Origin of the sequence: Pseudomonas graminis, from assembly GCF_900111735.1 — a bacterium.
GTDB classification, from domain to species: Bacteria; Pseudomonadota; Gammaproteobacteria; order Pseudomonadales; family Pseudomonadaceae; genus Aquipseudomonas; species Aquipseudomonas graminis.
Genome location: NZ_FOHW01000036.1, coordinates 1 through 22566 on the forward strand (window position 1 = coordinate 1; position 22566 = coordinate 22566).

Annotated in this window: 24 protein-coding genes; 11 read left to right on the top strand and 13 right to left on the bottom strand. The window is 62.1% G+C overall.

Annotated elements, in window-relative coordinates:
- The first annotated feature begins 544 nt into the window (after positions 1–544).
- Positions 545–1012 carry a hypothetical protein gene (locus tag BMY98_RS21440; RefSeq protein ID WP_074892397.1) on the top strand — a complete coding sequence of 156 codons (468 nt, stop codon included), beginning with the start codon at positions 545–547 and terminating at the stop codon, positions 1010–1012.
- A 101-nt stretch (positions 1013–1113) separates the two neighbouring features.
- Here the strand turns inward: BMY98_RS21440 and BMY98_RS21445 are convergent, their stop codons facing one another.
- Genes BMY98_RS21445 through BMY98_RS21470 form a run of 6 tightly spaced genes read right to left on the bottom strand, consistent with a single transcriptional unit; the run spans position 1114 to position 7198 of the window.
- A complete protein-coding gene (locus tag BMY98_RS21445; protein ID WP_074892398.1) occupies positions 1114–1479 on the bottom strand; it encodes a Na+/H+ antiporter subunit G in 366 nt (121 codons plus the stop codon).
- Positions 1476–1754, bottom strand: a complete 279-nt coding sequence (locus tag BMY98_RS21450; protein ID WP_074892399.1) for a K+/H+ antiporter subunit F — start codon at positions 1752–1754, stop codon at positions 1476–1478. Before BMY98_RS21450 ends, BMY98_RS21445 begins: the two co-directional genes overlap by 4 nt.
- The gene (locus BMY98_RS21455) at positions 1751–2239 is read right to left on the bottom strand and encodes a Na+/H+ antiporter subunit E (RefSeq protein ID WP_074892400.1); all 489 of its coding nucleotides are present in this window, start codon (positions 2237–2239) and stop codon (positions 1751–1753) included. Before BMY98_RS21455 ends, BMY98_RS21450 begins: the two co-directional genes overlap by 4 nt.
- Positions 2236–3915 (bottom strand): monovalent cation/H+ antiporter subunit D, encoded by a 1680-nt coding sequence (locus BMY98_RS21460; protein WP_074892401.1) that lies wholly within the window; start codon positions 3913–3915, stop codon positions 2236–2238. Before BMY98_RS21460 ends, BMY98_RS21455 begins: the two co-directional genes overlap by 4 nt.
- Positions 3912–4256, bottom strand: coding sequence for a Na+/H+ antiporter subunit C (locus tag BMY98_RS21465; protein WP_065986226.1), 345 nt, complete (start codon positions 4254–4256; stop codon positions 3912–3914). The genes BMY98_RS21460 and BMY98_RS21465 overlap by 4 nt, the downstream gene beginning before the upstream one ends.
- Complete coding sequence (locus BMY98_RS21470; RefSeq protein WP_074892402.1) at positions 4256–7198, bottom strand: monovalent cation/H+ antiporter subunit A; 2943 nt, start codon at positions 7196–7198, stop codon at positions 4256–4258. The genes BMY98_RS21465 and BMY98_RS21470 overlap by 1 nt, the downstream gene beginning before the upstream one ends.
- Before the next feature lie 209 nt (positions 7199–7407).
- Between BMY98_RS21470 and tusA the strand changes: the two genes are divergently transcribed.
- Positions 7408–7662 (top strand): sulfurtransferase TusA, encoded by a 255-nt coding sequence (gene tusA / locus BMY98_RS21475; protein ID WP_074892403.1) that lies wholly within the window; start codon positions 7408–7410, stop codon positions 7660–7662.
- A gap of 88 nt (positions 7663–7750) precedes the next feature.
- Positions 7751–8899: a 4-phosphoerythronate dehydrogenase PdxB gene (gene pdxB, locus BMY98_RS21480; RefSeq protein WP_074892404.1), complete on the top strand. Its 1149-nt coding sequence runs from the start codon at positions 7751–7753 to the stop codon at positions 8897–8899.
- Positions 8900–8953: 54 nt separating this feature from the next.
- Here the strand turns inward: pdxB and BMY98_RS27020 are convergent, their stop codons facing one another.
- A complete protein-coding gene (locus tag BMY98_RS27020; RefSeq protein WP_342742132.1) occupies positions 8954–9130 on the bottom strand; it encodes a PA1571 family protein in 177 nt (58 codons plus the stop codon).
- 171 nt (positions 9131–9301) lie between these two features.
- Between BMY98_RS27020 and BMY98_RS21485 the strand changes: the two genes are divergently transcribed.
- Positions 9302–11080, top strand: coding sequence for an ABC transporter transmembrane domain-containing protein (locus BMY98_RS21485; RefSeq protein WP_074892405.1), 1779 nt, complete (start codon positions 9302–9304; stop codon positions 11078–11080).
- Between the two features lie 21 nt (positions 11081–11101).
- On the opposite strand, the gene ppnP is transcribed toward BMY98_RS21485, so the two are convergent.
- Positions 11102–11389: a pyrimidine/purine nucleoside phosphorylase gene (ppnP, locus tag BMY98_RS21490; protein ID WP_065986230.1), complete on the bottom strand. Its 288-nt coding sequence runs from the start codon at positions 11387–11389 to the stop codon at positions 11102–11104.
- A 90-nt stretch (positions 11390–11479) separates the two neighbouring features.
- Complete coding sequence (locus BMY98_RS21495) at positions 11480–12022, bottom strand: 3'-5' exonuclease (protein WP_074892439.1); 543 nt, start codon at positions 12020–12022, stop codon at positions 11480–11482.
- 444 nt (positions 12023–12466) lie between these two features.
- Between BMY98_RS21495 and BMY98_RS21500 the strand changes: the two genes are divergently transcribed.
- Positions 12467–13297 carry a substrate-binding periplasmic protein gene (locus BMY98_RS21500; RefSeq protein ID WP_074892406.1) on the top strand — a complete coding sequence of 277 codons (831 nt, stop codon included), beginning with the start codon at positions 12467–12469 and terminating at the stop codon, positions 13295–13297.
- Between the two features lie 115 nt (positions 13298–13412).
- Here the strand turns inward: BMY98_RS21500 and BMY98_RS21505 are convergent, their stop codons facing one another.
- The gene (locus BMY98_RS21505; protein ID WP_065986232.1) at positions 13413–13580 is read right to left on the bottom strand and encodes a DUF2897 family protein; all 168 of its coding nucleotides are present in this window, start codon (positions 13578–13580) and stop codon (positions 13413–13415) included.
- A gap of 174 nt (positions 13581–13754) precedes the next feature.
- On the opposite strand from BMY98_RS21505, the gene pyrF reads away from it, so the two are divergent.
- The gene (gene pyrF / locus BMY98_RS21510; RefSeq protein WP_175514202.1) at positions 13755–14453 is read left to right on the top strand and encodes an orotidine-5'-phosphate decarboxylase; all 699 of its coding nucleotides are present in this window, start codon (positions 13755–13757) and stop codon (positions 14451–14453) included.
- Between the two features lie 127 nt (positions 14454–14580).
- On the opposite strand, the gene BMY98_RS21515 is transcribed toward pyrF, so the two are convergent.
- Both BMY98_RS21515 and BMY98_RS21520 read right to left on the bottom strand, forming a co-directional pair.
- Positions 14581–15720, bottom strand: coding sequence for a glycerophosphodiester phosphodiesterase (locus BMY98_RS21515; RefSeq protein WP_083398856.1), 1140 nt, complete (start codon positions 15718–15720; stop codon positions 14581–14583).
- A 239-nt stretch (positions 15721–15959) separates the two neighbouring features.
- Positions 15960–16412: a DUF2442 domain-containing protein gene (locus BMY98_RS21520; protein ID WP_074892409.1), complete on the bottom strand. Its 453-nt coding sequence runs from the start codon at positions 16410–16412 to the stop codon at positions 15960–15962.
- Positions 16413–17122: 710 nt separating this feature from the next.
- Between BMY98_RS21520 and BMY98_RS21530 the strand changes: the two genes are divergently transcribed.
- From BMY98_RS21530 to BMY98_RS21545, 4 genes are all read left to right on the top strand, one after another.
- Entirely contained in the window at positions 17123–18055 is a 933-nt protein-coding gene (locus BMY98_RS21530) for a 2-hydroxyacid dehydrogenase (RefSeq protein ID WP_074892410.1), read from the top strand.
- A 57-nt stretch (positions 18056–18112) separates the two neighbouring features.
- A complete protein-coding gene (locus tag BMY98_RS21535) occupies positions 18113–18877 on the top strand; it encodes an SDR family oxidoreductase (RefSeq protein ID WP_074892411.1) in 765 nt (254 codons plus the stop codon).
- A 131-nt stretch (positions 18878–19008) separates the two neighbouring features.
- The gene (locus BMY98_RS21540; protein ID WP_074892412.1) at positions 19009–19698 is read left to right on the top strand and encodes a fumarylacetoacetate hydrolase family protein; all 690 of its coding nucleotides are present in this window, start codon (positions 19009–19011) and stop codon (positions 19696–19698) included.
- A gap of 95 nt (positions 19699–19793) precedes the next feature.
- Positions 19794–20699 (top strand): helix-turn-helix transcriptional regulator, encoded by a 906-nt coding sequence (locus BMY98_RS21545; RefSeq protein WP_074892413.1) that lies wholly within the window; start codon positions 19794–19796, stop codon positions 20697–20699.
- A 188-nt stretch (positions 20700–20887) separates the two neighbouring features.
- Here the strand turns inward: BMY98_RS21545 and BMY98_RS21550 are convergent, their stop codons facing one another.
- Positions 20888–21766 (bottom strand): LysR family transcriptional regulator, encoded by an 879-nt coding sequence (locus BMY98_RS21550; protein WP_245760104.1) that lies wholly within the window; start codon positions 21764–21766, stop codon positions 20888–20890.
- A gap of 89 nt (positions 21767–21855) precedes the next feature.
- Here BMY98_RS21550 and BMY98_RS21555 point away from each other — a divergent pair, with 89 nt between their 5' ends.
- Positions 21856–22566: a CTP synthase C-terminal region-related (seleno)protein gene (locus tag BMY98_RS21555; protein WP_074892414.1), complete on the top strand. Its 711-nt coding sequence runs from the start codon at positions 21856–21858 to the stop codon at positions 22564–22566.

Below are 22566 nucleotides of genomic sequence, written 5' to 3' on the forward strand. Positions count from 1 at the left end.
GCTTTCGCGAGCAAGCTCACTCCTACAGTTGATTGTGTTCGGCCACAGAATTCCGGGGCGCACTCAGCCTCCTGTAGGAGTGAGCTTGCTCGCGAAGGCGTAAGACCAGTGATGACGGTATCGCCTGATTCGCCGATTTCGCGGGCAAGCGCGCTCCTACAATTGCCCGCGTCAGGCAGCAGATTCTCTGCGAAGTCAGTTAGCCAGTGCAGGCGCGAGGTATTTATGTGGGACCGGCTTTAGCCGGGAAAGCGTCTGGTGCACACCGCGAAATTGAGAGTGCCCAAACCGGCCTCTTCCCGGCTGAAGCCGGTCCCACTAAAACATCCCATAGCGTCCTACTGTGTGGAGTCAGGCCAACTGAAACAGCCTAGGGCGTCAAAAACCACATCACTCCGGACGAAAGGGATATAGCCCGTATAGACTGACTGCCGGTAGAATCCGTGCTCACGCCAGCGTCCGGCTTCAGGACGCACCATTTCTCGTTTTTTTCTCGCCCGGCCCACTGTCCGGGCGAGTTCCTATCTGGTTGGGAGTTTGTACATTGGCAGTAGGTAATCTGGATACCCACGCGTTATTCGTGCTCGGCGACGTGCGCGCGAAGTTGGTGAAGCTGTTCCAGGCGCGATTCGTTTATGTCATCGAACAATCCCCTGAAGGCATTTACATGTCGGAGATCGACACCGAAACCGCACTGGTGGTCGATGACAAGCCCGGGCTGGAACTGAAAGTGGGTGACCACTTCCGTGCCGCGGTATTGCCCAGCCGCGAAGGTGGCAAGTTCGAACTCCGTTTCCGCGACATCAAGATGACCATCTACGGCCTGGGCGAATACGCCTTTGTCGAAGTGCCGGAAGGCCACGGCATCGTGTTCAAAGAGTCCCACAGCATCTTCATGGTGTTCGCCGCCCACGAGCAAATTGAGTCCGGCCTGAGCAAAGTCCTCAAAGCCGCCACCGCCAAAGCCGCCAAATGGCGCAAGGGCGAGCTGACGTTCAAAGCCAGCGAGTAAGAAAGCGCTTCGACACACCTGCACACGGAACGCGCCCACATCCCCCACGCCACTCGCGATGGGTGGCAGGCGTGCGTCCGGCCATCGCAAACGGCACAGCTTCAATGCCCCTGCTGTCTGCCGTCGCTGACCTCGGGAGGCACGTCGTCACCGGCCATGCGCTTGCGAAACAGCCCGGTACGTGCCAGCAGCAGGGTGGTCACCGGCACGGTGATAGCGAGCAGGATCGGGATCAGCCACGCGTGCAACACGGGACCGTCCTTCAGCGCCGAGAAGTAGATGATCGACGCCAGCGCCACGCACCACGCACCCAGCGTCGAGGCCAACGCGGGCGGGTGCATGCGCTGGAAAAAGTCCTTCATGCGCAACAGGCCCAGCGCGCCGATCAGGCCGAACAGGCTGCTCAGCACCAGCAGCACGGCGGTCAGGATTTCGACCCAGAACGGCAACACCTGCAACGAATTCATTCGATCACCTCGCCGCGCAACAGAAATTTGGCCAGCGCAAATGAGCCGACGAAGCCGAACAGCGCGATCAGCAGCGCCGCCTCGAAGTAGGTGTCACTGGCGTAGCGAATCCCCAGCACCAGCATCATCAGCATCGCCAGGATGTACAGGTAGTCCAGCGCCAGTACCCGGTCCTGGGCCGACGGGCCTTTGAACAGGCGAATCAGGGTCAGGACCATGGCAAGGGTGAACACCGACAACGTAAACAGAATCGCGTTGGTGAGCAGGACGCTCATTGGAAAATCTCCATCAGTGGCCGTTCATACGTGCTTTTGAAGTGCTCGATGAAGGCCGCTTCGTCGTTCAGATCGAACACATGCATCAGCAGCACGCTGCGATCCAGCGCCAGTTCGGACCAGACCGTTCCCGGCACCACCGTGCAAATCATCGCCAGCGCGGCGAGGCCGTGGGCGTCGTGCAGGTCCAGCGGGACTTTGACGAACGCCGAGCGTGGCGGACGGCGGCCCGCGCGCAGCACGCCCCAGGCAACCGCCAGATTGGACATCACCACATCGCGACCCACCAGCAGGAACAAGCGAACAGCGACGCCGGGTTTGCGGATCCGCGCAGGTGAGGGGCGCAACGGCGCGAAAATGTAGGGCGCAAAAAAGCCGAGCAAGGCGCCCAGCAGCAGATTGCCCGGGCTCAGCGACAGGTTGAGCAACAGCCACAACCCCCACAGTGACAGCGACAACAGTGGCGCGGGAAACAGGCGCTTCATGGCTGCACCTCCGCCGCTGCCGAAGCGGGCCCCGGGATTGGCCGCGCGGCCATCACCGAGAGCACGTATTGCTGCGGGTCATGCAGCGCCTGGGCAGTGTCCTGGGTGTAATGCAACAGCGCCTGAGCCTTGAATGTCAGCACAACAGCGCAGCCCACCAGCAAAGCGATCGGCAGGCATTCGTTGAGCCGCAGCAGGGGCGCCGCGTGTTCCTGGGGCGTCCAGAAGCGCTTGATGCCGACACGCACGAAAGCAAACAGCGACGTCAGTCCGGAAATAATCAGCAGCGCCACCAGCGTCCAGCTGGCGCCCCGAATGCTTTCGTCCTTCGCCACATCAAGGCCCAGCGGATTAAGCAGGGAACTGATCAGCGTCAGCTTGCCGAGGAAGCCCGACAGCGGCGGCATGCCGATGATCAACAGCGCGCAGGCTATGAAACTCAGGCCCAGGAACGCCATGGTCCAGGGGATGACATGGCCGACCACGGCTTTCTGCTCGTCATCCAGATTGGTCCCCGGCACGGGATGCAACGACTCCAGCGCCTTGGGCAACTGATCGGCGTCCTCGTCGAGGGCGATGTCGTTGGCCGAGCGCGAGCGTTCGATCAGCTCCGCCAGCAGGAACAGCGCACTGAGCGCCAGGGTCGAGCTGACCAGATAAAACAGCGCGCCGGCGGTCAGGCTCGGCTGCGCAAAACCGACCGCCGAGAGCAGAATCCCCGCCGACACCAGAATGCTCAGACTGGCCATGCGCTCCAGGCGCTGGGCGGCCACCACGGAAATCGCGGCGACGGTGATCGTGGCCATGCCGCCCCAGATCAGCCAGTCCCCGCCGAAGAACGCCGAGGCGCCGGCCTGACCGGAAAACAGCAGCGTCCACAACCGCATCAGTGTGTAGAAACCCACCTTGGTCATGATCGCGAACAGTGCCGCCACCGGTGCGCTGGCGGCGGAATAGGCCGGCACCAGCCAGAAATTCAGTGGCCACATGCCGGCCTTGGCTAGAAAGGCCACCGCCAGAATGGCCGCGCCTGCGTGCAGCAAGCCCAAGTCACCCTCCGGCACCTGAGGGATCTTTATCGCCAGGTCCGCGAGGTTCAGGGTGCCGGTGACGCCATAAATCAGCGCCGCGCCGATCAGAAACAGCGACGACGCCAGCAAGTTGATGGTGATGTAGTGCAAACCTGCCGACACGCGCGCGCGTCCCGAGCCGTGCAGCATCAGGCCGTAGGACGCGGCCAGCAGCACCTCGAAGAATACGAACAGGTTGAAAAGGTCGGCGGTGAGAAACGCGCCATACAACCCCATCAGCTGGATCTGAAACAGGGCGTGGAAACTGGCCCCCGCGCGATCCCAGCGCGCCAGGGCGAAGAGCAGGGCGCAGAAGGCGACGATGCCGGTCAGCACCAGCATTAGCGCCGACAGGTGATCGACCACCAGCACGATGCCGAACGGTGCCTCCCAGTTGCCCGGCAGGTACACACCGATGGAGCCAGTGGTGCCGGTTTTCTGTACCCACATCATCAGCGTGATGGCGATCGCCAGACCGAGCCCGGTGGAGAAGAGGTTGATCCGCGCTTTCAGCGGGCGGTGTTTCTCGCCGAGCCACAGCATCAGCGCCGCGGTCAGCACCGGCAGCAGGATCGGCGCGACGATCAGTTGATTCATCACACTCATTCACCCAGCTCCCGACCGTCGACGTGGTCGTTGCCGGTCAGACCGCGCGACGCCAGCAGCACCACCAGAAACAGCGCGGTCATGGCGAAACTGATGACGATGGCTGTCAGCACCAGCGCCTGGGGCAGGGGATCGGTGTAATTGAGCAGGTCCTGGGGCACGCCGTCCTTGATGATCGGCTCTTTGCCGATGAACAGGCTGCCCATGCTGAAGATGAACAGATTGACGCCGTAGGACAGCAGGCACAGGCCCATCACGACCTGAAAGGTTCGTGGACGCAGGATCAGCCACACGCCGGAGGCGGCAAGCACGCCGATGGCAATGGCGATGACTTCTTCCATCAGATGGCTCCTTGTGAAATCGGGCTGTCGGCCGGGACCGGTTCAATGGGCTGCGGCAGCGAGGTCGGGCGATGGCTGCGCACCGACTGGTGAGCAAGCGCGGTGAGGATCAGCAGGGTCGAGCCGACCACCACCGCGTACACGCCGATGTCGAAAAACAGCGCGCTGGCGATGTGCAGGTCGCCCAGGATCGGCAGGACCACGTGCGCGGTGTGGGTGGTCATGAACGGATAGCCCAGGGCCATCGAGCCCAGCCCCGTGGCCAGCGCGAAGAACAGCCCGGTGCCCATCCAGCGCAACGGCCGCAGGCTCATGTTGGCCTCGACCCATTGGGTGCCAGCGACCATGTATTGCAGGATGAACGCCACCGACATCACCAGCCCGGCAACGAAACCGCCACCCGGCTGGTTATGCCCGCGCATGAACAGGTGCATCGAGACCACGAAGGCCACCGGCAACAGCAGGCGCACCAGCACCGCCGGCACCATCATGAAGCCCAGCGCGGTATCGGCGGCATGACGCGGATTCACCAGGTCGGTGACCACGTCGCGGGCCAGCAAGCGCTGTTGCGCCGGCAGAGCGATGCTTTCTTTCGGCGGACGGAACCGACGCAGCAGGGCGAAGACCGTCAGCGCCACCACGGCCAGCACGGTGATTTCGCCAAAGGTGTCGAAGCCACGGAAGTCCACGAGCATGACGTTGACCGCGTTGGTGCCGCCGCCCTGGGCCAGGGCGCGGCTCAGGTAGAACTCGGAAATGGTGTTCGGCGTCGGCCGCGTCAGCATCGCGTAGGACAGCACTGCCATGCCGCCGCCCACCGCCACGGCGAGGACGAAATCGCGGATCCGCCGCACCTTGGCCCGGCGTCGCGCCTGGGACGGTGGCGGCACGTTTTCGTTGCGTCGCGGCAGCCAGCGCAGGCCGAGCAGGATCAACACCGTGGTGACGACTTCCACCGCCAGTTGGGTCAGTGCCAGGTCCGGCGCGGAGAACCAGACGAAGGTCACGCAGGTCATCAGCCCGCAGACGCTGACCATGGTCACGGCCGCCAGACGGTGGTACTTGGCCTGCCACGCGGCGCCGATCGCGCAGGCAATGGCGATCAGCCAGAGCATCACGAATACGCCGGAACCTGGAATCTTCGGTCGATCGCCCCAGCTCAGCCCGCTCTCGTACATCGGCACGAAGCCGGCGACCAGTGCCGCCAGCACCATCAGAAACAGCTGCGCCTGCAGGCGACGGGTCGTCAGCAGCCGCTCCAGTCGCCGCGCGCCGCGCATCTTCAGCACCAGCACGCGCTCGAACATGCGCTTGCCGTTCAGGCGCCACATCAGCGGCGGGCCATTGACCTGTTTGCGCTTGATCGGGCCGCGCAGCAGCAGGTACAGAACGATGCCGGCGGCCATGGCGATCAGGCTCATGATCATCGGCGCGTTGAGTCCGTGCCAGATCGCCAGGCTGTATTCGGGGAGCTCACCGCCCACCACCGGTTGCGCCGCGGCGGCCAGCAATGGGCCGACGGAGTGTGTGGGAAAAATGCCGACGATCAGGCAGGCCAGCACTAGCAATTCCACCGGCAGGCGCATCCAGCGCGGCGGTTCGTGGGGTGTATGGGGCAGGCGCGTGGCTTTCGGGCCGAAGAACACATCGACGGTGAAGCGCAGGGAATACGCCACGCTGAAGATCCCGGCGATTGTGGCGATCACTGGCAGAGCGATTTCCACCCAGTCGGTGGAGGTGATGAACACCGTTTCTGCAAAGAACATTTCCTTGGACAGGAAGCCATTGAGCAGCGGCACCCCGGCCATTGACGCGCTGGCGACCATCGCCAGCGTCGCGGTGTAGGGCATCAGCTTGATCAGCCCGCTGAGTTTGCGGATGTCGCGGGTACCGCTTTCGTGGTCGATGATCCCCGCCGCCATGAACAGCGAGGCCTTGAATGTGGCGTGGTTGAGGATGTGAAACACCGCCGCAACGGCGGCCAGCGGACTGTTAAGGCCCAGCAGCAGGGTGATCAACCCCAAGTGGCTGATGGTGGAATAGGCCAGCAGGCCCTTAAGGTCATTTTGAAACATCGCCGAATAGGCGCCGATCACCAGCGTGGCGGCCCCTGCGCCGCTGACGATCCAGAACCACTGCTCACTGCCTGACAGCGACGGCCACAGGCGTGCGAGCAGGAACACCCCGGCCTTGACCATGGTCGCCGAGTGCAGATAGGCCGATACCGGCGTCGGTGCCGCCATGGCGTGAGGCAGCCAGAAATGGAAAGGGAATTGCGCGCTCTTGCTGAGTGCGCCGATCAGGATCAGCGTCAGCAGCACGGGGTACAGCGCGTGGGCGCGAATCGCATCGCCCGAGGCCAGCACGCGGTCCAGGTCGTAGCTGCCGACGACGTGCCCGAGCAGCATCATCCCGACCAGCAGCGCGAGGCCTCCCGCGCCGGTCACCATCAGCGCCATGTAAGCGCCGCGTCGAGCGTCGGCGCGGTGGTGCCAGTAGCCGATCAGCAGGAACGAGAAGACACTGGTCAGCTCCCAGAAAAACACGATTTGAATGAGGTTGCCGGACATGACCAGTCCGAGCATGGCGCCCATGAACGCCAGAAAGAACGAGAAGAAGCGCGGCACCGGGTCGTCCGGCGACATGTAATAACGCGCATACAGCGACACCAGCGCGCCGATTCCCAGCACCAGCATCGAGAACAGCCAGGCAAAACCGTCCAGGCGCAGGACGAAGTTCAGGCCCAGGCTGGGCAGCCAGAAAATCTCTTCTCTGATGACCCCGCCGTTGGCGATCTGCGGATACCACAGTGCGACCTGCACCGCGCCGATTAAAGCGATCAGGCCTGCGAGGATGGATTCACTGTTGCGTGCGTTGTGCGGCAAAAGCGCCGCCAGACAGCCGCCGATGAAAGGCAGAAGCAGTAGAACTATCAGGGACATAGGCTTCTAATCTGCGAAGAAATGTCAAGGATCATACGTGCCGGGTCCGGGATGACCAAACGCCAAGATGTCGCAGAATCCTACAAAGTTTGTAGGCAGCAGCGTAGTCCATGGCAATTGACACAACTTTGTTCGCCTGAAGTCCGGCTCACCGATTTGGCGTACTTCATCAATTAAGCGACAATGCCGGCCTGTTTCCGGAGCGCCCCATGTCTGATTCCATTAAAAGCCCCGCCGTCGATGCCGTGCTCGACGCCACCGGCCTCAATTGCCCCGAGCCGGTCATGATGCTGCACCAGAAGGTGCGTGACCTGCACCCTGGCGGCCTGCTCAAGGTGATCGCCACCGATCCGTCGACCCAGCGGGATATCCCGAAATTCTGTGTGTTCCTCGGCCACGAACTGGTGGACAAACAGGCGGGCGACGGCGAGTTCCTGTACTGGATCCGCAAGAAGCTCGACTGACTGGCTGCGTATCAGCTGACGCATTTCGCTTCGCGCTGGCTCGGCAGGGCGCTGGCGCCTACACTGCGGCCACTCCAGGAGCCCTCACATGCGCATAGTTGCCGACGAAAACATTCCACTGCTCGACGCCTTTTTCGCAGGCATCGGTGATATCCAGCGTTACCCGGGCCGCACACTCGACCGCGCCGCCGTCGCCGAGGCCGATATCCTGCTGGTGCGCTCGGTGACCCGGGTCGACCGCGCCTTGCTCGAAGGCACCCCCGTACGATTCGTCGGCACCTGCACCATCGGCACCGATCACCTCGACCTCGATTACTTAAAAGAAGCCGGCATTCAATGGTCCAGCGCCCCGGGCTGCAACGCCCGTGGCGTGGTGGACTACGTGCTGGGCAGCCTGCTGACTCTGGCGGAAATCGAAGGCGTCGAACTCGCCAGTCGCACCTATGGCGTGGTCGGGGCGGGCGAGGTCGGCGGCCGTCTGATCGAGGTCCTGCGCGGGCTTGGCTGGAACGTCCTGGTCTGCGACCCGCCGCGTCAGGCCAGCGAAGGCGGCGATTACCTCAGCCTCGACGAGATCATTGCCCGCTGCGATGTGATCAGCCTGCACACACCGCTGGATAAAACTGGCGACACGCCCACCAAGCACCTGTTCGACCGCGCCCGCTTGCAGCAGCTCAAGCAGGGAGCCTGGCTGATCAACGCCGCGCGCGGTCCGGTGGTCGACAACACCGCCTTGCGCCAGGTGTTGCTGGAGCGCGAAGACCTGCAAGCGGTGCTGGATGTCTGGGAGCACGAGCCAGCGGTCGATGTCGAACTGGCCGAATTGTGCGTGATCGGCACGCCCCACATCGCCGGCTACAGCCTCGACGGCCGGCAGCGCGGCACGGCGCAAATCTATCAGGCCCTGTGTGCGCACCTTGAGCAACCGGCGAGCATCCGTCTGGAAGACCTGCTGCCCAAGCCCTGGCTGGCCGAGATCACGCTGGATGCCGCCACGGACCCGGTGTGGGCGCTGAACACGATGTGTCGCGGCGTTTACGATCCGCGCCGCGACGACGCGGATTTCCGCCGCAGTCTGGCGGGGGATGCCCAGAGCCAGCGGCTGGCCTTTGATGCCTTACGCAAACATTATCCGCCCCGTCGGGAAATCGACGGCCTGCGAGTTCGTATCAACGGTGAGTCGGCGGCCCTGCGTCAGATCGTTGAGGCCTTGGGTGCGACGGTTGTGGATGACTGATCGGCGCCCATAAAAAACCCGGCAACTTGGCCGGGTTTCAATCAAATCTGCACATCAATCTTGTTTTTCGGGCTGCACCCAGTACTTCTCGCATTCCTGACAGGCCGCCTGAACCATTTCTTCAGTGATCAGGATTTCCTGTCCGTTTCTGTCGAGAATCGCGCCGCCCAGTTGCAGCTCGGATTGAGGGCGGAACACGGGTTCTTGATTGCTGCTGCTTTGCAAGCTCATGGCTGTCTCCTCATCAGGTGTGAGCGCGTCGATAGTAATCACGCCGGCATGACCGCGCCGTGACAGCATTCCTTGACTGACTCCCGCCCGCAGAGTTCATCGAAAGCTGACAAGCGTGCGCGGGGAGGGAGGTGTAGGCTCTGCGACTGATTTGTCTCGCGAGTGTTCCCCATGGCTTCAGTGTTCTCCGGCCGTCAGCGGCATGCCATTCGTCTTGCCTTGCGCATGATCGCGCCGTACCGCAAGCAAGCCATCGGCGCGTTGCTCGCGCTGGTGGTCACTGCAGGCATCACGTTGTCGATGGGCCAAGGTATCCGGCTGATGGTCGATCAGGGGTTCATGACCCGTTCCCCAACCCTGCTCAACGAAACCATCGGCCTGTTCATGGGGCTGGTGGTCGCCCTCGCCATCGGCACCTTCGCGCGTTTTTATCTGGTCTCGTGGATCGGCGAACGAGTGGTCGCCGATCTGCGCAAGCAGGTGTTTGATCATTTGGTCAGCCTGCATCCGGGCTTCTATGAGAACAATCGCAGCTCGGAAATCCAGTCGCGCCTGACTGCTGACACCACGCTGCTGCAGTCGGTGATCGGCTCGTCGCTGTCGATGTTCCTGCGCAACGCGCTAATGGTCATCGGCGGGATCATCCTGCTGTTCTTCACCAACCCCAAGCTCACCAGCATCGTCGTCGTGGCATTGCCGCTGGTGATCGCGCCGATCCTGATTTTCGGGCGGCGTGTGCGCAGCCTGTCGCGGGAGAGCCAGGACCGGGTGGCGGATGTTGGCAGCTACGTGTCCGAGGCGCTGGGGCAGATCAAAACCGTTCAGGCCTACAACCACCAGGAGCAGGATCGGCAGCGTTTCGCGCAGACCGCCGAAGGCGCCTTCGAGACGGCGCGCAAGCGAATTCTGCAGCGCTCGTGGCTGATTACTCTGGTGATCGTGCTGGTGCTGGGGGCGGTGGGTGTGATGCTGTGGGTGGGCGGGATGGACGTGATTGCCGGCCGCATTTCCGGCGGCGAGCTGGCGGCGTTCGTGTTCTACAGCCTGATCGTCGGCAGCGCGTTCGGCACCCTCAGCGAAGTGATCGGCGAAATGCAGCGGGCGGCGGGGGCGGCAGAGCGCATCACCGAATTGCTGCAGGCGCGCAGCGAAATCACTGCGCCCGTCAGCGATCTGCTGACGTTACCCAAACGCATCAGCGGTCGCCTGGCCCTGGAAAACCTCAGTTTCGCCTACCCCTCACGCCCGGAGCGCAATGCCGTGGACGGCTTGAGCCTGACCGTCGAAGCCGGGGAAACCCTGGCGTTGGTCGGACCTTCGGGCGCGGGCAAGTCGACACTGTTCGACCTGCTGCTGCGCTTCTATGACCCACAACAGGGGCGCGTGCTGATTGAAGGCATCGATGCCGAACGCCTCGATCCGCTGGACCTGCGCCGTTGCTTCGCCTGGGTGTCGCAGACCCCTGCGCTGTTTTTCGGCTCGGTGGAGGACAACATTCGCTACGGCAACCCGGCGGCCAGTGTCGAGCAGGTGCAGGCGGCCGCACGGATTGCCCATGCCCATGAATTCATTCAGTTGCTGCCACAGGGTTATCAGACCCATCTGGGTGACGGAGGGATGGGCTTGTCGGGCGGTCAGCGTCAGCGGTTGGCGATCGCCCGGGCGGTGCTGGCCGATGCGCCGATTCTCTTGCTCGACGAAGCCACCAGCGCACTGGATGCCCAGAGTGAGTACCTGATTCAGCAGGCGTTGCCGACGTTGATGAAGGGCCGCACGACCCTGGTGATCGCCCACCGGCTGGCGACGGTGCAGAACGCGGACCGGATTGCGGTGATGGATCAGGGGAAATTGGTGGCGGTGGGAACCCATCGCGAGCTGATTGCCAGTAACCCGCTATACGCGCGGCTGGCGGCCTTGCAGTTCAACGCCGGGGTGGAGCAGGCCGGGTGAATGCCGACCTGTATCTGCGCATCAGTCTTTGCGGTATTCGCAGAGATAGGCGGTTTCTTCGGTGGCTTCGACATCGAATTTGACGTTCGCCGGGATCTTGAAATCCGTGCCGGCCTTGAAGGTTTCCCAGTCATTGGCGCCCGGTAGCAGTACTTTCAGCTCGCCCGAGATCACGTGCATGATTTCGCGGTCGCCGGTGCCGAAGTTGTATTTTCCTGGAGCCATGACGCCGATGGTCGCGTCGCCTGCTGCTTGCTTGAAGGCGATGGATTTGACGGTACCGTCGAAATACTCGTTGACCTTGAACATGGCTGATCTCCTTGGGAAGGGCTGGAAAAGGCCGGACAGTATGCCGAACGTACAAAAGGCCGTCATCCGCTTTGGTAAGGGCGTCACACTTCAGCCTGGAATCACCAGCGGTAACAAACGTGCGGTATTGCGCGCGTCTGACAGCGCTCGGTGTTGCTGACCATTGAAATGCATCCCTGCCAGTTGCAGCGCAGTGTTCAAGCCGCAGGGTTTTTGCAGGTGACGGGCTTTGGCGAAGCGTTGTTTCAGGTTGATATGGGGCAGGCTGGCAAGTTCGCTGGCGAGCTGATGATGACGCCAGTCCTGTTGCAGTTGCTGACGATCGTAATCCCCCCAACTGGTCCAGGCGACCAGGCGCTCGCGGTATTGGGCGATCCAGCGTTCGAACTGAGGCCATACGGCGGGCAGCGTCAAGGCACTGTCGATGAAGCTCTGCCGAATGTGGGTCAGCTCTCGGCAAAAGGGTGTGAGCAACGGCCGGCGCACGGGCCGCACATAGCGTTCGAAATGGTCGATCTCGCGCCCGTCCTGATTGACCAGCGACGCACCGATTTCGATGATTTCCATTTCCGCTACCGGCCATCCGCCCTCTTCAGTGGTGGCCTCCAGGTCTATCACCAGCCAGTAGGACATTTCGAACTCCTGTTTCATAACCAGCGACAGCGCCCTGGAGCGTAGCCACTTCACGGCCGTCACGTCCAACTGCCGGGGCAGATGATCCATGATTGGGACTCGCGGCAGGCAGGAAGGTTTGCCGGGGTTGCGTCTTTTGTAGTGTCTGACTGGCATATGGCCGGGACAGCCCTTGCCTGGCCAATGCACCTCGGCATAAATTGCAGGCGCATTTGGTCCTCACATAAAGCGCAGCGCGGTCGATAACGCACAGGACAAGGACGGCTTGAGCCCTCTACGGTGGGTCCGGGGCTTGGATGGGGGCTAAAAGGGAAAGGGGCAGCAAGGCGCAAGGACGGCGAGAGTGGGAACGACAGGGGCGATTTAGCCTCCGTTTTACCGTTGTCTAATTGATTGCGAACGCATAGCTTACGTACTCCGTTTCGCCTGAGGTGCCTTGTCTTTATGTCCACGCCGATGCGGATGGCTTTTAAAACCCTGCTGTTCACGACCACGACCCTGTGGGCCTGGCAGGTCGGTGCGACGCAGATCGTGCGCATTGGTGCGGCGCATTTCCCGCCGTATACGATTCGTCCCGAGCGCGGTGAAGACACCGGGCTCTTGCCGCAGATGATCAGCGCACTGAACGCGATGCAGAATGATTACCGCTTTGAAGCGGTGCCCACTTCCATCCCGCGCCGGTTTCGCGATTTCCAGCAGGCACGCTTCGACATGGCCATTTTCGAAAACCCCGCCTGGGGCTGGAAGGGCATTCCCCATGTAGCTGTCGATATGGGTCTCGAAGACGCTGAAGTGTTTGTCGCCCATCGCTTGCAGGGCAGGACCCAGACGTATTTCGATGAACTGCATGGCAAACGCCTCGCCCTGTTTAGCGGCTATCACTACGCGTTCGCGGGTTTCGACGCCGACCCTAAATTCCTTGCCGACAGCTACAACGCCACGCTGACCTATTCCCACGACAGCAACCTGCAGATGGTGCTGCGGGACCGTGCCGACATCGCCCTTGTGACGCGCTCCTACCTGAGTACTTTCATGTCCAACAACCCCAAGGATGCAGACCAGTTTCTGGTCTCGGACCGGGTGGATCAGGTTTATCGCCACTATGCGCTGCTGCGTCCGGATGCGCCTATCAGCGGCGAACGTTTCAGCGAACTGCTGCGCCAGCTTCGGGAGAACGGGGAAATGTTCAAAATCTTTCAGCCGTTTCGCATCGCGGTGACGCCACAATCCACCCGCCACGCGGTAGCGTTGGGGGAAGGGGCCGAGAAGGACTGACGAGGGGAGGTATTACCGGCCGGTAAGGGCGGCAGGGGAGTGGAAGAGCTCGATGCGGGAGCGCTGGCAACGCGCTCCCACAATGGGCTTCAAACGTAGGGTTTGACGGGGTAAATCAGCGGTCTCGCGCTTCCTTTGCGTCCATCTCGGCATTGCGTTCGTGGACGCGTTTGAGTTGTTCATCGGTCAGGGGCAGTTTCTTCGCTGAATCCTTGAGCATCAGCAGACCGCCAACGATCGAGCCGATTGCAACGACCAGAATTAACCAGGCATACCAGGGCATAACGCTCTCCTTCTTGTGATAGAGGTTGGAGCAGCGACGCTGTCCAGTGGTTCAATTGTAGAAGATGCCCGACGCCTGGCGCCGGTCGGCAGGCATTTACCGATTGCCGGGTCCCGCCTTGCGGGATGTTCGGCTACAATGCGCGCCGATTTCGACTTGCCAGAGAACCCGCTCATGTCCGTCTGCCAGACCCCTATCATCGTCGCCCTGGATTTCCCGACCCGCGAAGCCGCGTTGAATCTGGCTGATCAGCTGGATCCCAAGCTGTGCCGGGTCAAAGTGGGCAAGGAGTTGTTCACCAGCTGCGCATCGGACATCGTCGAAACCCTCAACAGCAAGGGCTTCGAAGTGTTCCTGGACCTCAAATTCCATGACATTCCCAACACCACGGCGATGGCGGTCAAGGCGGCCGCTGAAATGGGCGTGTGGATGGTCAACGTGCACTGCTCAGGCGGCTTGCGCATGATGGCGGCCTGCCGTGACGTGCTGGATCAGCGCACCGGCCCCAAGCCGCTGTTGATCGGCGTCACCGTGCTGACCAGCATGGAGCGCGAGGATCTGGCCGGAATCGGTCTGGACATCGAACCCCAGGAGCAAGTACTTCGCTTGGCGGCGCTGGCTGAAAAAGCCGGAATGGACGGTCTGGTGTGTTCCGCGCTGGAAGCCCGGGCACTTAAAGCCGCGCACCCGTCCCTCCAGTTGGTGACGCCGGGCATTCGTCCCGCCGGCAGCGCTCAGGACGATCAGCGTCGTATCCTCACGCCGCGACAAGCGCTGGATGCAGGCTCCGACTATCTGGTCATTGGCCGCCCGATCAGCCAGGCGGCCGATCCGGCGAAAGCGTTGGCTGCGGTGGTTGCAGAGCTGGCGTAAAGCACGCCAGCTGCTGCTGGACTCGATCCTGCAGGAGCGCGCTTGCCCGCGATCACGGTATGTGAGCGACACAAGGTACCGCGTCACACGCCGTGATCGCCCGTATCACGCACCACCGGTTTCTCACTCAGAAACCGCTGCGTTTCAGGATCGACTCCATGCTTTCCTTGGAGGGCCGACCGTAGAACTTCAGTAATTCCGAAGCCCGGTTGGTGAAGAACCCGTCCACACCTTGTTCGCTGATCGCTTTGAAATCCACCGCCTCATCCACGGTGTACGGGTGAACGATCATTCCGCGATCGTGGGCCATCTTGTTCATCCACGGCTGCACCAGGTCACTGTAGCTCTGGTCCCCGCCGTTCTTCAGCGCTGCCGACGGCCCGGTACCTACGGCGCCGTGGGCTTTGGCCCAGTCCATCCAGGCGGCGAACTCCTCCTTCGATTTCACCTGCTGGCTGGCGTAAAAGCTGGCTTTGTCCTTGGCCCCCGAGTCCTTGAACGTTTTGCCCGAAGCCGTTTCGATAGAGCCGTCACCCAGCCACAGCAGCAGCACTTTCGGCGTGTCGGGCATGCTCTTCTGCAGCAATTCCAGGCTTGGTTTCTCAAAGGTCTGCAGCACGACGCGCCCCGGCATGTGGGCGACGTTGACGTAGCCTTTCTCGGCGGCAGGACGCTGGCTCAGCCAACCGCGCTGATCGAGCTTCTTCTTCAAATCTTCTTCGATGCCCGGAAACTGCGCCGGCACCTTGGTCTCGATGTACAGACCGGGCTTGTTCTTGCCGCCTTCGGCGATGTCGATCACTTCGTCCAGCGTCAGAATCTTCAACCCGGCGTAGGTGGCGCGGGCGCGATCGGGGTAGGCCTTGTTGAACCAGGAGCCGGCGTCCAGACGCTTGATTTCTTCCAGCGTGAACGTGTTCAGCGGGTCCTTGGCCCGTTGCGGGTAGACCTCGGCGATGTTGGTGGTGCGCTCCAGCGTGTTGTCATGCAGGGCGATGAGCACGCCATCCTTGGTGCGCTGGATGTCCATCTCCAGGTAGTCCGCGCCCAGCTCGCGGGCCAGCGTGTAGGAAGGCACGGTTTCCTCGGGCGCATTGAACGAAGCGCCGCGATGGGCAATCACCGCCGGCCACGGCACGCCGATCTTCGCCGCCAGCGCCCGACCCGGCTCCTTGCCGGTGTCCGCGGCCGCCAGGGCCACGGCGGATGACAACAACACACCGGCAATCGCGGCGCCGCTCAACGTTCTGGATAATCCTTTCAACATGGTTCTGACGTTCCTTTTGTACATGTCCGTTCAGGGCGCAGCCGTTGCCGCACCGCGTGGCATCGTTTTTATCGTGACGAAATCAGGTGTCCCAGGGCTCAGACCTTAAACAGCAACCGGCATGGCGGGCAACCGGGATTGTCGTTGCGAGGGGCATTACTGTCGGTTACAGGCGTTAGCGCGCTGCCAGTTTCCGGGATTTTTATGACATTGAGGTGCCGACGGACGCTAACCGGGGACTACGTCTCGGCAACTTTTTTGCGCGGTCGCCCGCCTTTCGATCCGTTAGCCTTCGAAGCGGTGGCTTTTGCCGCACTGACGCGCCGCCCGTTCCGCGCCGCGATCAGACTACCGGCAACGCCCATGAGCGACTCGCTGGCCGAAATCATGCCCGAGATCGACATATGCAAATCGCGATGATCGAGGCAGATGGCCTTGCCGCCGAATCCCAACTCCATTTGCCCGAGCTCGCTGACTGAGAGCTCGCGCAGCTCGGGGTAATTGGCGACAGGGAGGAGGAGGGCTGTCTGGTCGGAAAAACCGATGGCCAAGGCATTTAGCTCACTGAGAAAACGTAATGTCGTCGGCTGAATGTTGGGCGCATTTCGTTTGCGCCCCTGGTCGATGGCCTGGTTAAGAACCCGCTGGGTAACGGGTTGATCATCAAACTCCTGCGCTTTAATGGTCTTCATAACTCAATCTCCAGTGGCTCGACGTGTCCGGCGAGGTACAGCTGCGTTTTGTAGGTGTAAGCGTCATAGGTGCCTTTTACGATCTTTGATATCTGAGGCTGATCAAGGTGATTAGAAACGACTTCATCAGATCGTGAGCTCCATCCCATATTCTCCAGGCAGAGCGTGCTGCGGCTACGCCACCAGCAGTCCCTTGCCTTGCGCAGGTTATCCCGGCGCTTGATGACGCGACGTAACTCTTCCAGCACACGGACGCATGGCTCGTTTTTTCGGGAGTAACGTCCCAAAGCTTCACGCCGTTATGCCAGAAACTGAATAAAAACCGCGCGTTCCACCTGCCAGTGCCAACGTGAACATGAGGCGGACAGTGCTCATCTCTAGTAAAAACCGCAATCACGAAGCCTTTATGACTGCACACCCTCATCTTTAACCCATCCGTTAGGTTTTTAGTTTACGCACCGATGATCTGTTTTGCGAAGATCCTGATGGTGCACATTCGTCCAATACGATTACTGGTCCAGCTGGAGCCAACGGAGTTGAACGTGGATCAGCGCAATGAGCCAGAACTCAACAGCAACAAAAGTTGACCGGGGGGCCGCAGAGCGGCGTGCACCGTTCCGGCTCAGGATTTTTTTATGGTTGGCAACCCTGCCCAACCGCTCTAACTCGCGCTACTGTCAGCACCAGACATTTCGTGCAGCGGAGCGATGATGAAGACGGTGTTGGTGCTGGTTGAAAGCGTGAACATGTATTTGCCGATTCTGGAAAGCAGCGGCTTTCGCCTGATCCTGGCGCCGACGCCGGCGATGCGCGCCGAGGCGGTGGCGAACGGGGGTGGGGAGATTGATGCGGTGCTGACCCGTGGGCCGCTGGGGTTTACCGCCGAGGAAATGGCCGCGCTGCCGAACCTCGGCATCATCTGTGTGATTGGCGCGGGCTACGAGCGTGTCGACCTCGAAGCCGCCGAGGCGCGAGGGATCGTGGTGACCAACGGGGCAGGGGTGAATGCCCCGACTGTGGCGGACCACGCGATGGCCTTGCTGCTGGCGGCGGTTCGCGACATTCCCCAGTCAGACGCGTCGGTGCGCCGCAACGAATGGCGCAAGGTCACCCGGCCCTCGTTCGCTGGCAAACGCCTGGGCATTCTTGGCCTTGGCTCGGTCGGGATGGCCATCGCCAAACGCGCGCTGGGTTTTGACATGGTCATCCACTATCACAGCCGCTCACCCCGCGCCGGCGTGGACTTCAACTATTGCGCGACGCCGCTGGCGCTGGCCGAAGCGTCGGACTTTCTGGTGGTGGCGACGCCGGGCGGCGGGTCGACGCGGCACCTGATCGACAAGGCTGCCATCGAGGCGTTGGGCGCCGAGGGCTTCATCGTCAACATCGCCCGGGCCAGCGTCGTGGACACCGATGCGCTGATCGACGCGCTGCAGCAAGGCCGCCTGGCCGGAGCGGCGCTGGACGTGTTCGACGACGAACCGCAGGTTCCCGACGCCCTGAAAGCTTTGAACAACGTGGTCCTCACCCCGCATCTGGCAGGGTTGTCGCCGGAGGCATCGCGCGACACTGTGAAAATGGTCGCCGACAATCTGCTGGCGTTTTACGCAGGCAAGCCGGTGCTGACCCCTGTTCACAGCTGACGATCGGCCCCATAACCCTCTCCAACAACACCTTTCCAATAACAAGAGTAATCGCGCATGTCCTCATCTTCAGGTTTGAAAGTTGCTTTGGTGACGGGTGCCGGCAGCGGCATTGGCCGTGCGGTGGCCCTGCAACTGCTGGCTGACGGTTTTGCCGTGGTGCTGGCCGGGCGTCGGTCTGAACCCTTGCAGGCGCTGGTCGAGCAGGCCGAGGCTGCCGGGCAGCGGGCGCTGGCGGTACCGACGGACGTGCGCGATCCCGCCAGTGTCGATGCGCTGTTCGCGACCATTGAAAACACGTTCGGGCGGCTGGACGTTTCGTTCAATAACGCTGGCATTGGCGCACCGGCAGTGCCGATGGACGAATTGTCGGTCGAGCAGTGGAAGAACGTCATCGACACCAACGTCACCGGGATGTTTTTGTGTGTGCGCGCAGCGTTTGGCCTGATGCGACGCCAAGTGCCCCAAGGCGGCCGGATCATCAACAACGGCTCGATTTCCGCGCACACGCCGCGGCTGTTTAGCTCGCCCTATACGTCCAGCAAACACGCAGTACTGGGCCTGACCAAAAGCACTGCGCTGGACGGTCGGCAGTTCAACATCGCCTGTGGCCAGATCGACATCGGCAACGCCCTGACCGAAATGACCGACCGCATGACCAAAGGCGTGTTGCAGCCCAACGGCGATCTGCAGGTCGAGCCGACCATGAACGTGCAGCACGTGGCTGAAGCGGTGAGTTACATGGCCGGGCTGCCACTGTCGGCCAACGTACTGAACATGACTGTCATGGCCAGCAGCATGCCTTTTGTGGGACGTGGCTGATTGACCGGGGCGGCTCGTTGCGTTGAGTTGCGTTGTTTTGTCCAAAAGCTGGCGGGATCCGTCCAACCCGGCTGAAGGATCAATCGCCACACTCAACCCATGCCGAGCCACCTTCAATCGAGGACACTGCCATGACCGAGTTCGTTATTGCCCCCGTTGCCACGCCGTCCCTGGCCGTCGCCGGGACGTCTAGCCGCTTTCCGATTCGCCGGGTCTTCTGCGTCGGTCGCAATTATTCCGACCATGCCCGGGAAATGGGCCACGACCCTGACCGCGAGCCGCCGTTCTTCTTCATGAAGCCCGCCGACGCCGTGGTGCCCGCCGAAGGCCGGATTGCCTACCCGCCGCTCACCGAGGACCTGCATCACGAGATCGAACTGGTCGTGGCGATCGGCAAGGACGGCGTGAACATCGACCCGCAGGACGCCCTGACCCATGTCTGGGGCTACGGCGTCGGCCTGGACCTGACCCGCCGCGACTTGCAGGCGCAGGCCAAACAAATGGGCCGGCCGTGGGAGTGGGCCAAAGCCTTCGACGCCTCTGCGCCCGCCACACCCTTGCGTCCGGTCAGCGAGATCGGCCACCCGGAAGCCGGCGCGATCTGGCTCGACGTCAATGGCGAGCATCGCCAGCGTGGCGATCTGTCTGACCAGATCTGGGCTGTCCGGGACGTGATCGCGCACCTGTCGCAATCGGTGGGCCTCAAAGCGGGCGACCTGATCTACACCGGCACGCCGGCCGGGGTGGGCGCGTTGCAGCGCGGCGATGTGGTGACCGCCGGGATCGAAGGCATCGCCGAACTGAGTGTGACGATTGGTTGATCCGCTGTTTCCGTCCGCCTGAGAATCGTTTGGTCCGGCTGCCGCCGTTGCCCTACCATGGGGGGGGCCGACTGGCGATTTCAGGTGTTTCAGCGATGGCCCATCCCTCCCGCATCCAGACCTATGGCATGCAGCAGCGCAGCGACCGCATGGATTTCTACATCCGTGACAAGTCCGCCCGACCCGCGCTGACCGCGCCCCATCGTCATGAATATTTTCAGATCCAGATCAACCTCGGCGGCGACACCGTGCAGCACATCGGTGGTGCGGTCAGGCCATTCCCCCGCAACACCCTGACGTTCATCCTGCCCCATCGCCTGCACGTGATTCCGCACCCGGAAGACGGCAATTTTGTGCTGATCAATTTCTCTCAGGAATTTCTCCTGCAGCATCTGCAGTGCGATCCGATGGACCTGGAGGATGTGCCCGTGGCCGAGGCGCCTGAGCTGGCGCCATTTCGGTTTCAGGAGCATCTGGATTTCACCCTTGATGACACCGACTTCGCCGAGGTGACCGCTCTGTTGAGGCAGATGCGCGACATGGACCGCGCCAGGCCGTTGGGCTCCGGCGCGATCCTGCGCGGTTGCCTGCTGCAATTGATCGGCACGGTGTGCAATCGCTACGAAGCGCAGTTACTGGCGCTGTCGGCGAACAAGGCCGAGCGGCGTGGACGGCGCGATGCGATGAGTCGGGTGATCGATTATATCCGCGCGCACATCGCCGATCCGGCCATGACCCTCACCGATGCAGCGGCGGCGGCTTTTCTGTCACCCAATTACCTGACCCACCTGTTGCGCAAGGAAACCGGCAACAGCTTTTCCGAACTGGTCCTGGAGCGGCGCATGCGGCTGGCGCGCACGCACTTGACGAACAGCAGCAAACCCCTGAGCCACATCGCCGAGGTCTGCGGGTTTACCGATGAAGCGTATTTCTCGCGGCGCTTTCGCAAAGCCCACGGCATGCCGCCGGGGCAGTTTCGCCGGGATCGGCGCGGTGGTTGAACGAGGTTTGGAAGGCAGCGGGGTTCTACTGCAAAGGTGATGGCGTCTGGGATGGCCACTTCCCGGTTTTAAAGGGGACTGATTTATTTACAGCGCTTCACCGTAAATTAATCTGTCCCCGTTCGAGCGAGAAAGTGATGGCGCCGGGAAGGCGTCGGAACAGCTGGCATCGATCTGGCGCCGTCCGCCTACAGCTCAATCGCCCTGGTCAGCTCGCTGAACAACGCCGACACCGAGCGCAGCGCCCGGCAATCCGGCCGGGTCAGCAGCCACAGCCCGGTGTCATGCCCTTCGAGCGCTTCGCTCACGGGCTGAAGCTCGCAGTCCTTCAGCATGAAATCCGGCAGCGCTGCCACGCCCATGCCTGCGCGCACCAGTTGAGCCACCGCAAGCATGGAGCTGCAGCGATAGGCGAGGTTCACGCCGGGCAGATGCTGCCGGCGCCACATCACGGTGGGGTGATCGGGGAGGAAATCGTCGGGGGCGATCCAGGCCATGGCGTCCAGGGCCAGATCACCACAGCGTCGCGCGTAGGCCTCGCTCGAACACACCCGATACGCAACCGTGCCCAGGCGAGTGCCGACCAAGTGCTCAGGCGGCGTGTTGGTCAGACGCAGGGCAATGTCGGCGTCGCGGCGGCTCAGGTTGGCAAAGGTGCTGGAGGTGTTCAGTTCCAGGCGCAGGCCCGGGTAGTCTGGCATGAAGCGGCTCAGGGCGGGGAGCAACAGGCTTTGCAACACGGCTTCGGTGCAGGTCAGGCGCACGGTGCCGCTGACGACTTGCTGGCCCTGCTCGAGACTCAATTGCGCCAGCGCCAGAGCGTTCTCGGCGCTCTCGGCCTGCTGAGCAAGTGCCAGCGCTGCGCTGGTCGGCACATACCCCGCGCGGCTCTTGTCGAAGAGCGCCGTGCCCACCGCCTTTTCCATCCGCCGCACCGCGCGGAACACCGTGGAGACATCGACCTTCAGCAGCTCGGCGGCCTTGGCCAGCGTCCGCCCACGCACCAGCGCGAGGATGAGGGTGAGGTCGGCATGATTGATTCGATAGTGCGTGGCTGCATTTATCACTTGCCTGAACGCCAATTCTGATTGCAGGAGGACAAGCTTATAGTCGCCTCCGGACCTCACGCAAAGCGTTTTGATATCAGGGAGCACACATGACTCAGCAGCAGAACATCCGCATCGCATTGGTGGGCGATTACGACCCGAGCGTGCCGGCACATCAGGCCATACCCGTTGCGCTGGACAGGGTGGCGAGCGAAACCGGACTCAGCGTGCAGGCAAGGTGGGTGCCTACGACGGATGTGAAAGATGGCGCGAGCCTGCAGGGGTTCGAGGGCATCTGGTGCGTGCCGGCCAGCCCCTACCGCGACATGGACGGCGCGCTGACGGCAATTCGCTTCGCCCGGGAGCGGCAGATTCCCTTCCTCGGGACGTGCGGCGGCTTTCAGCATGCGTTGCTGGAGTACGCGCGCAATTATCTGGGTTGGGCCGATGCCGAGCACGCCGAAACGGCGCCGGAATCCGAGAACGCCATCATTACGCCGTTGAGCTGTTCGCTGGTCGAGGCCTTTGCGCCGATTCGTCTGCGGTCGGGGTCACTGATCGCCGCTGCGTACGGGACGCTCGAGACCCAAGAGCGCTACCGGTGCCGCTACGGTTTGCGCAAGGAGCTGGAAGCGGATGTTTTTACCGGTCCGCTGAAAGTGTCCGGCCATGACGAAGACGACGAGGTCCGGGCGATGGAGCTCGACGGCCATCCGTTTTTCGTCGCGACGTTGTTTCAACCGGAACGCGCCGCGCTGGAGGGGAGGACACCGCCGCTGGTGAAGGCGTTTGTGCTGGCCTGTGCAGCGGAGTCGATTTGA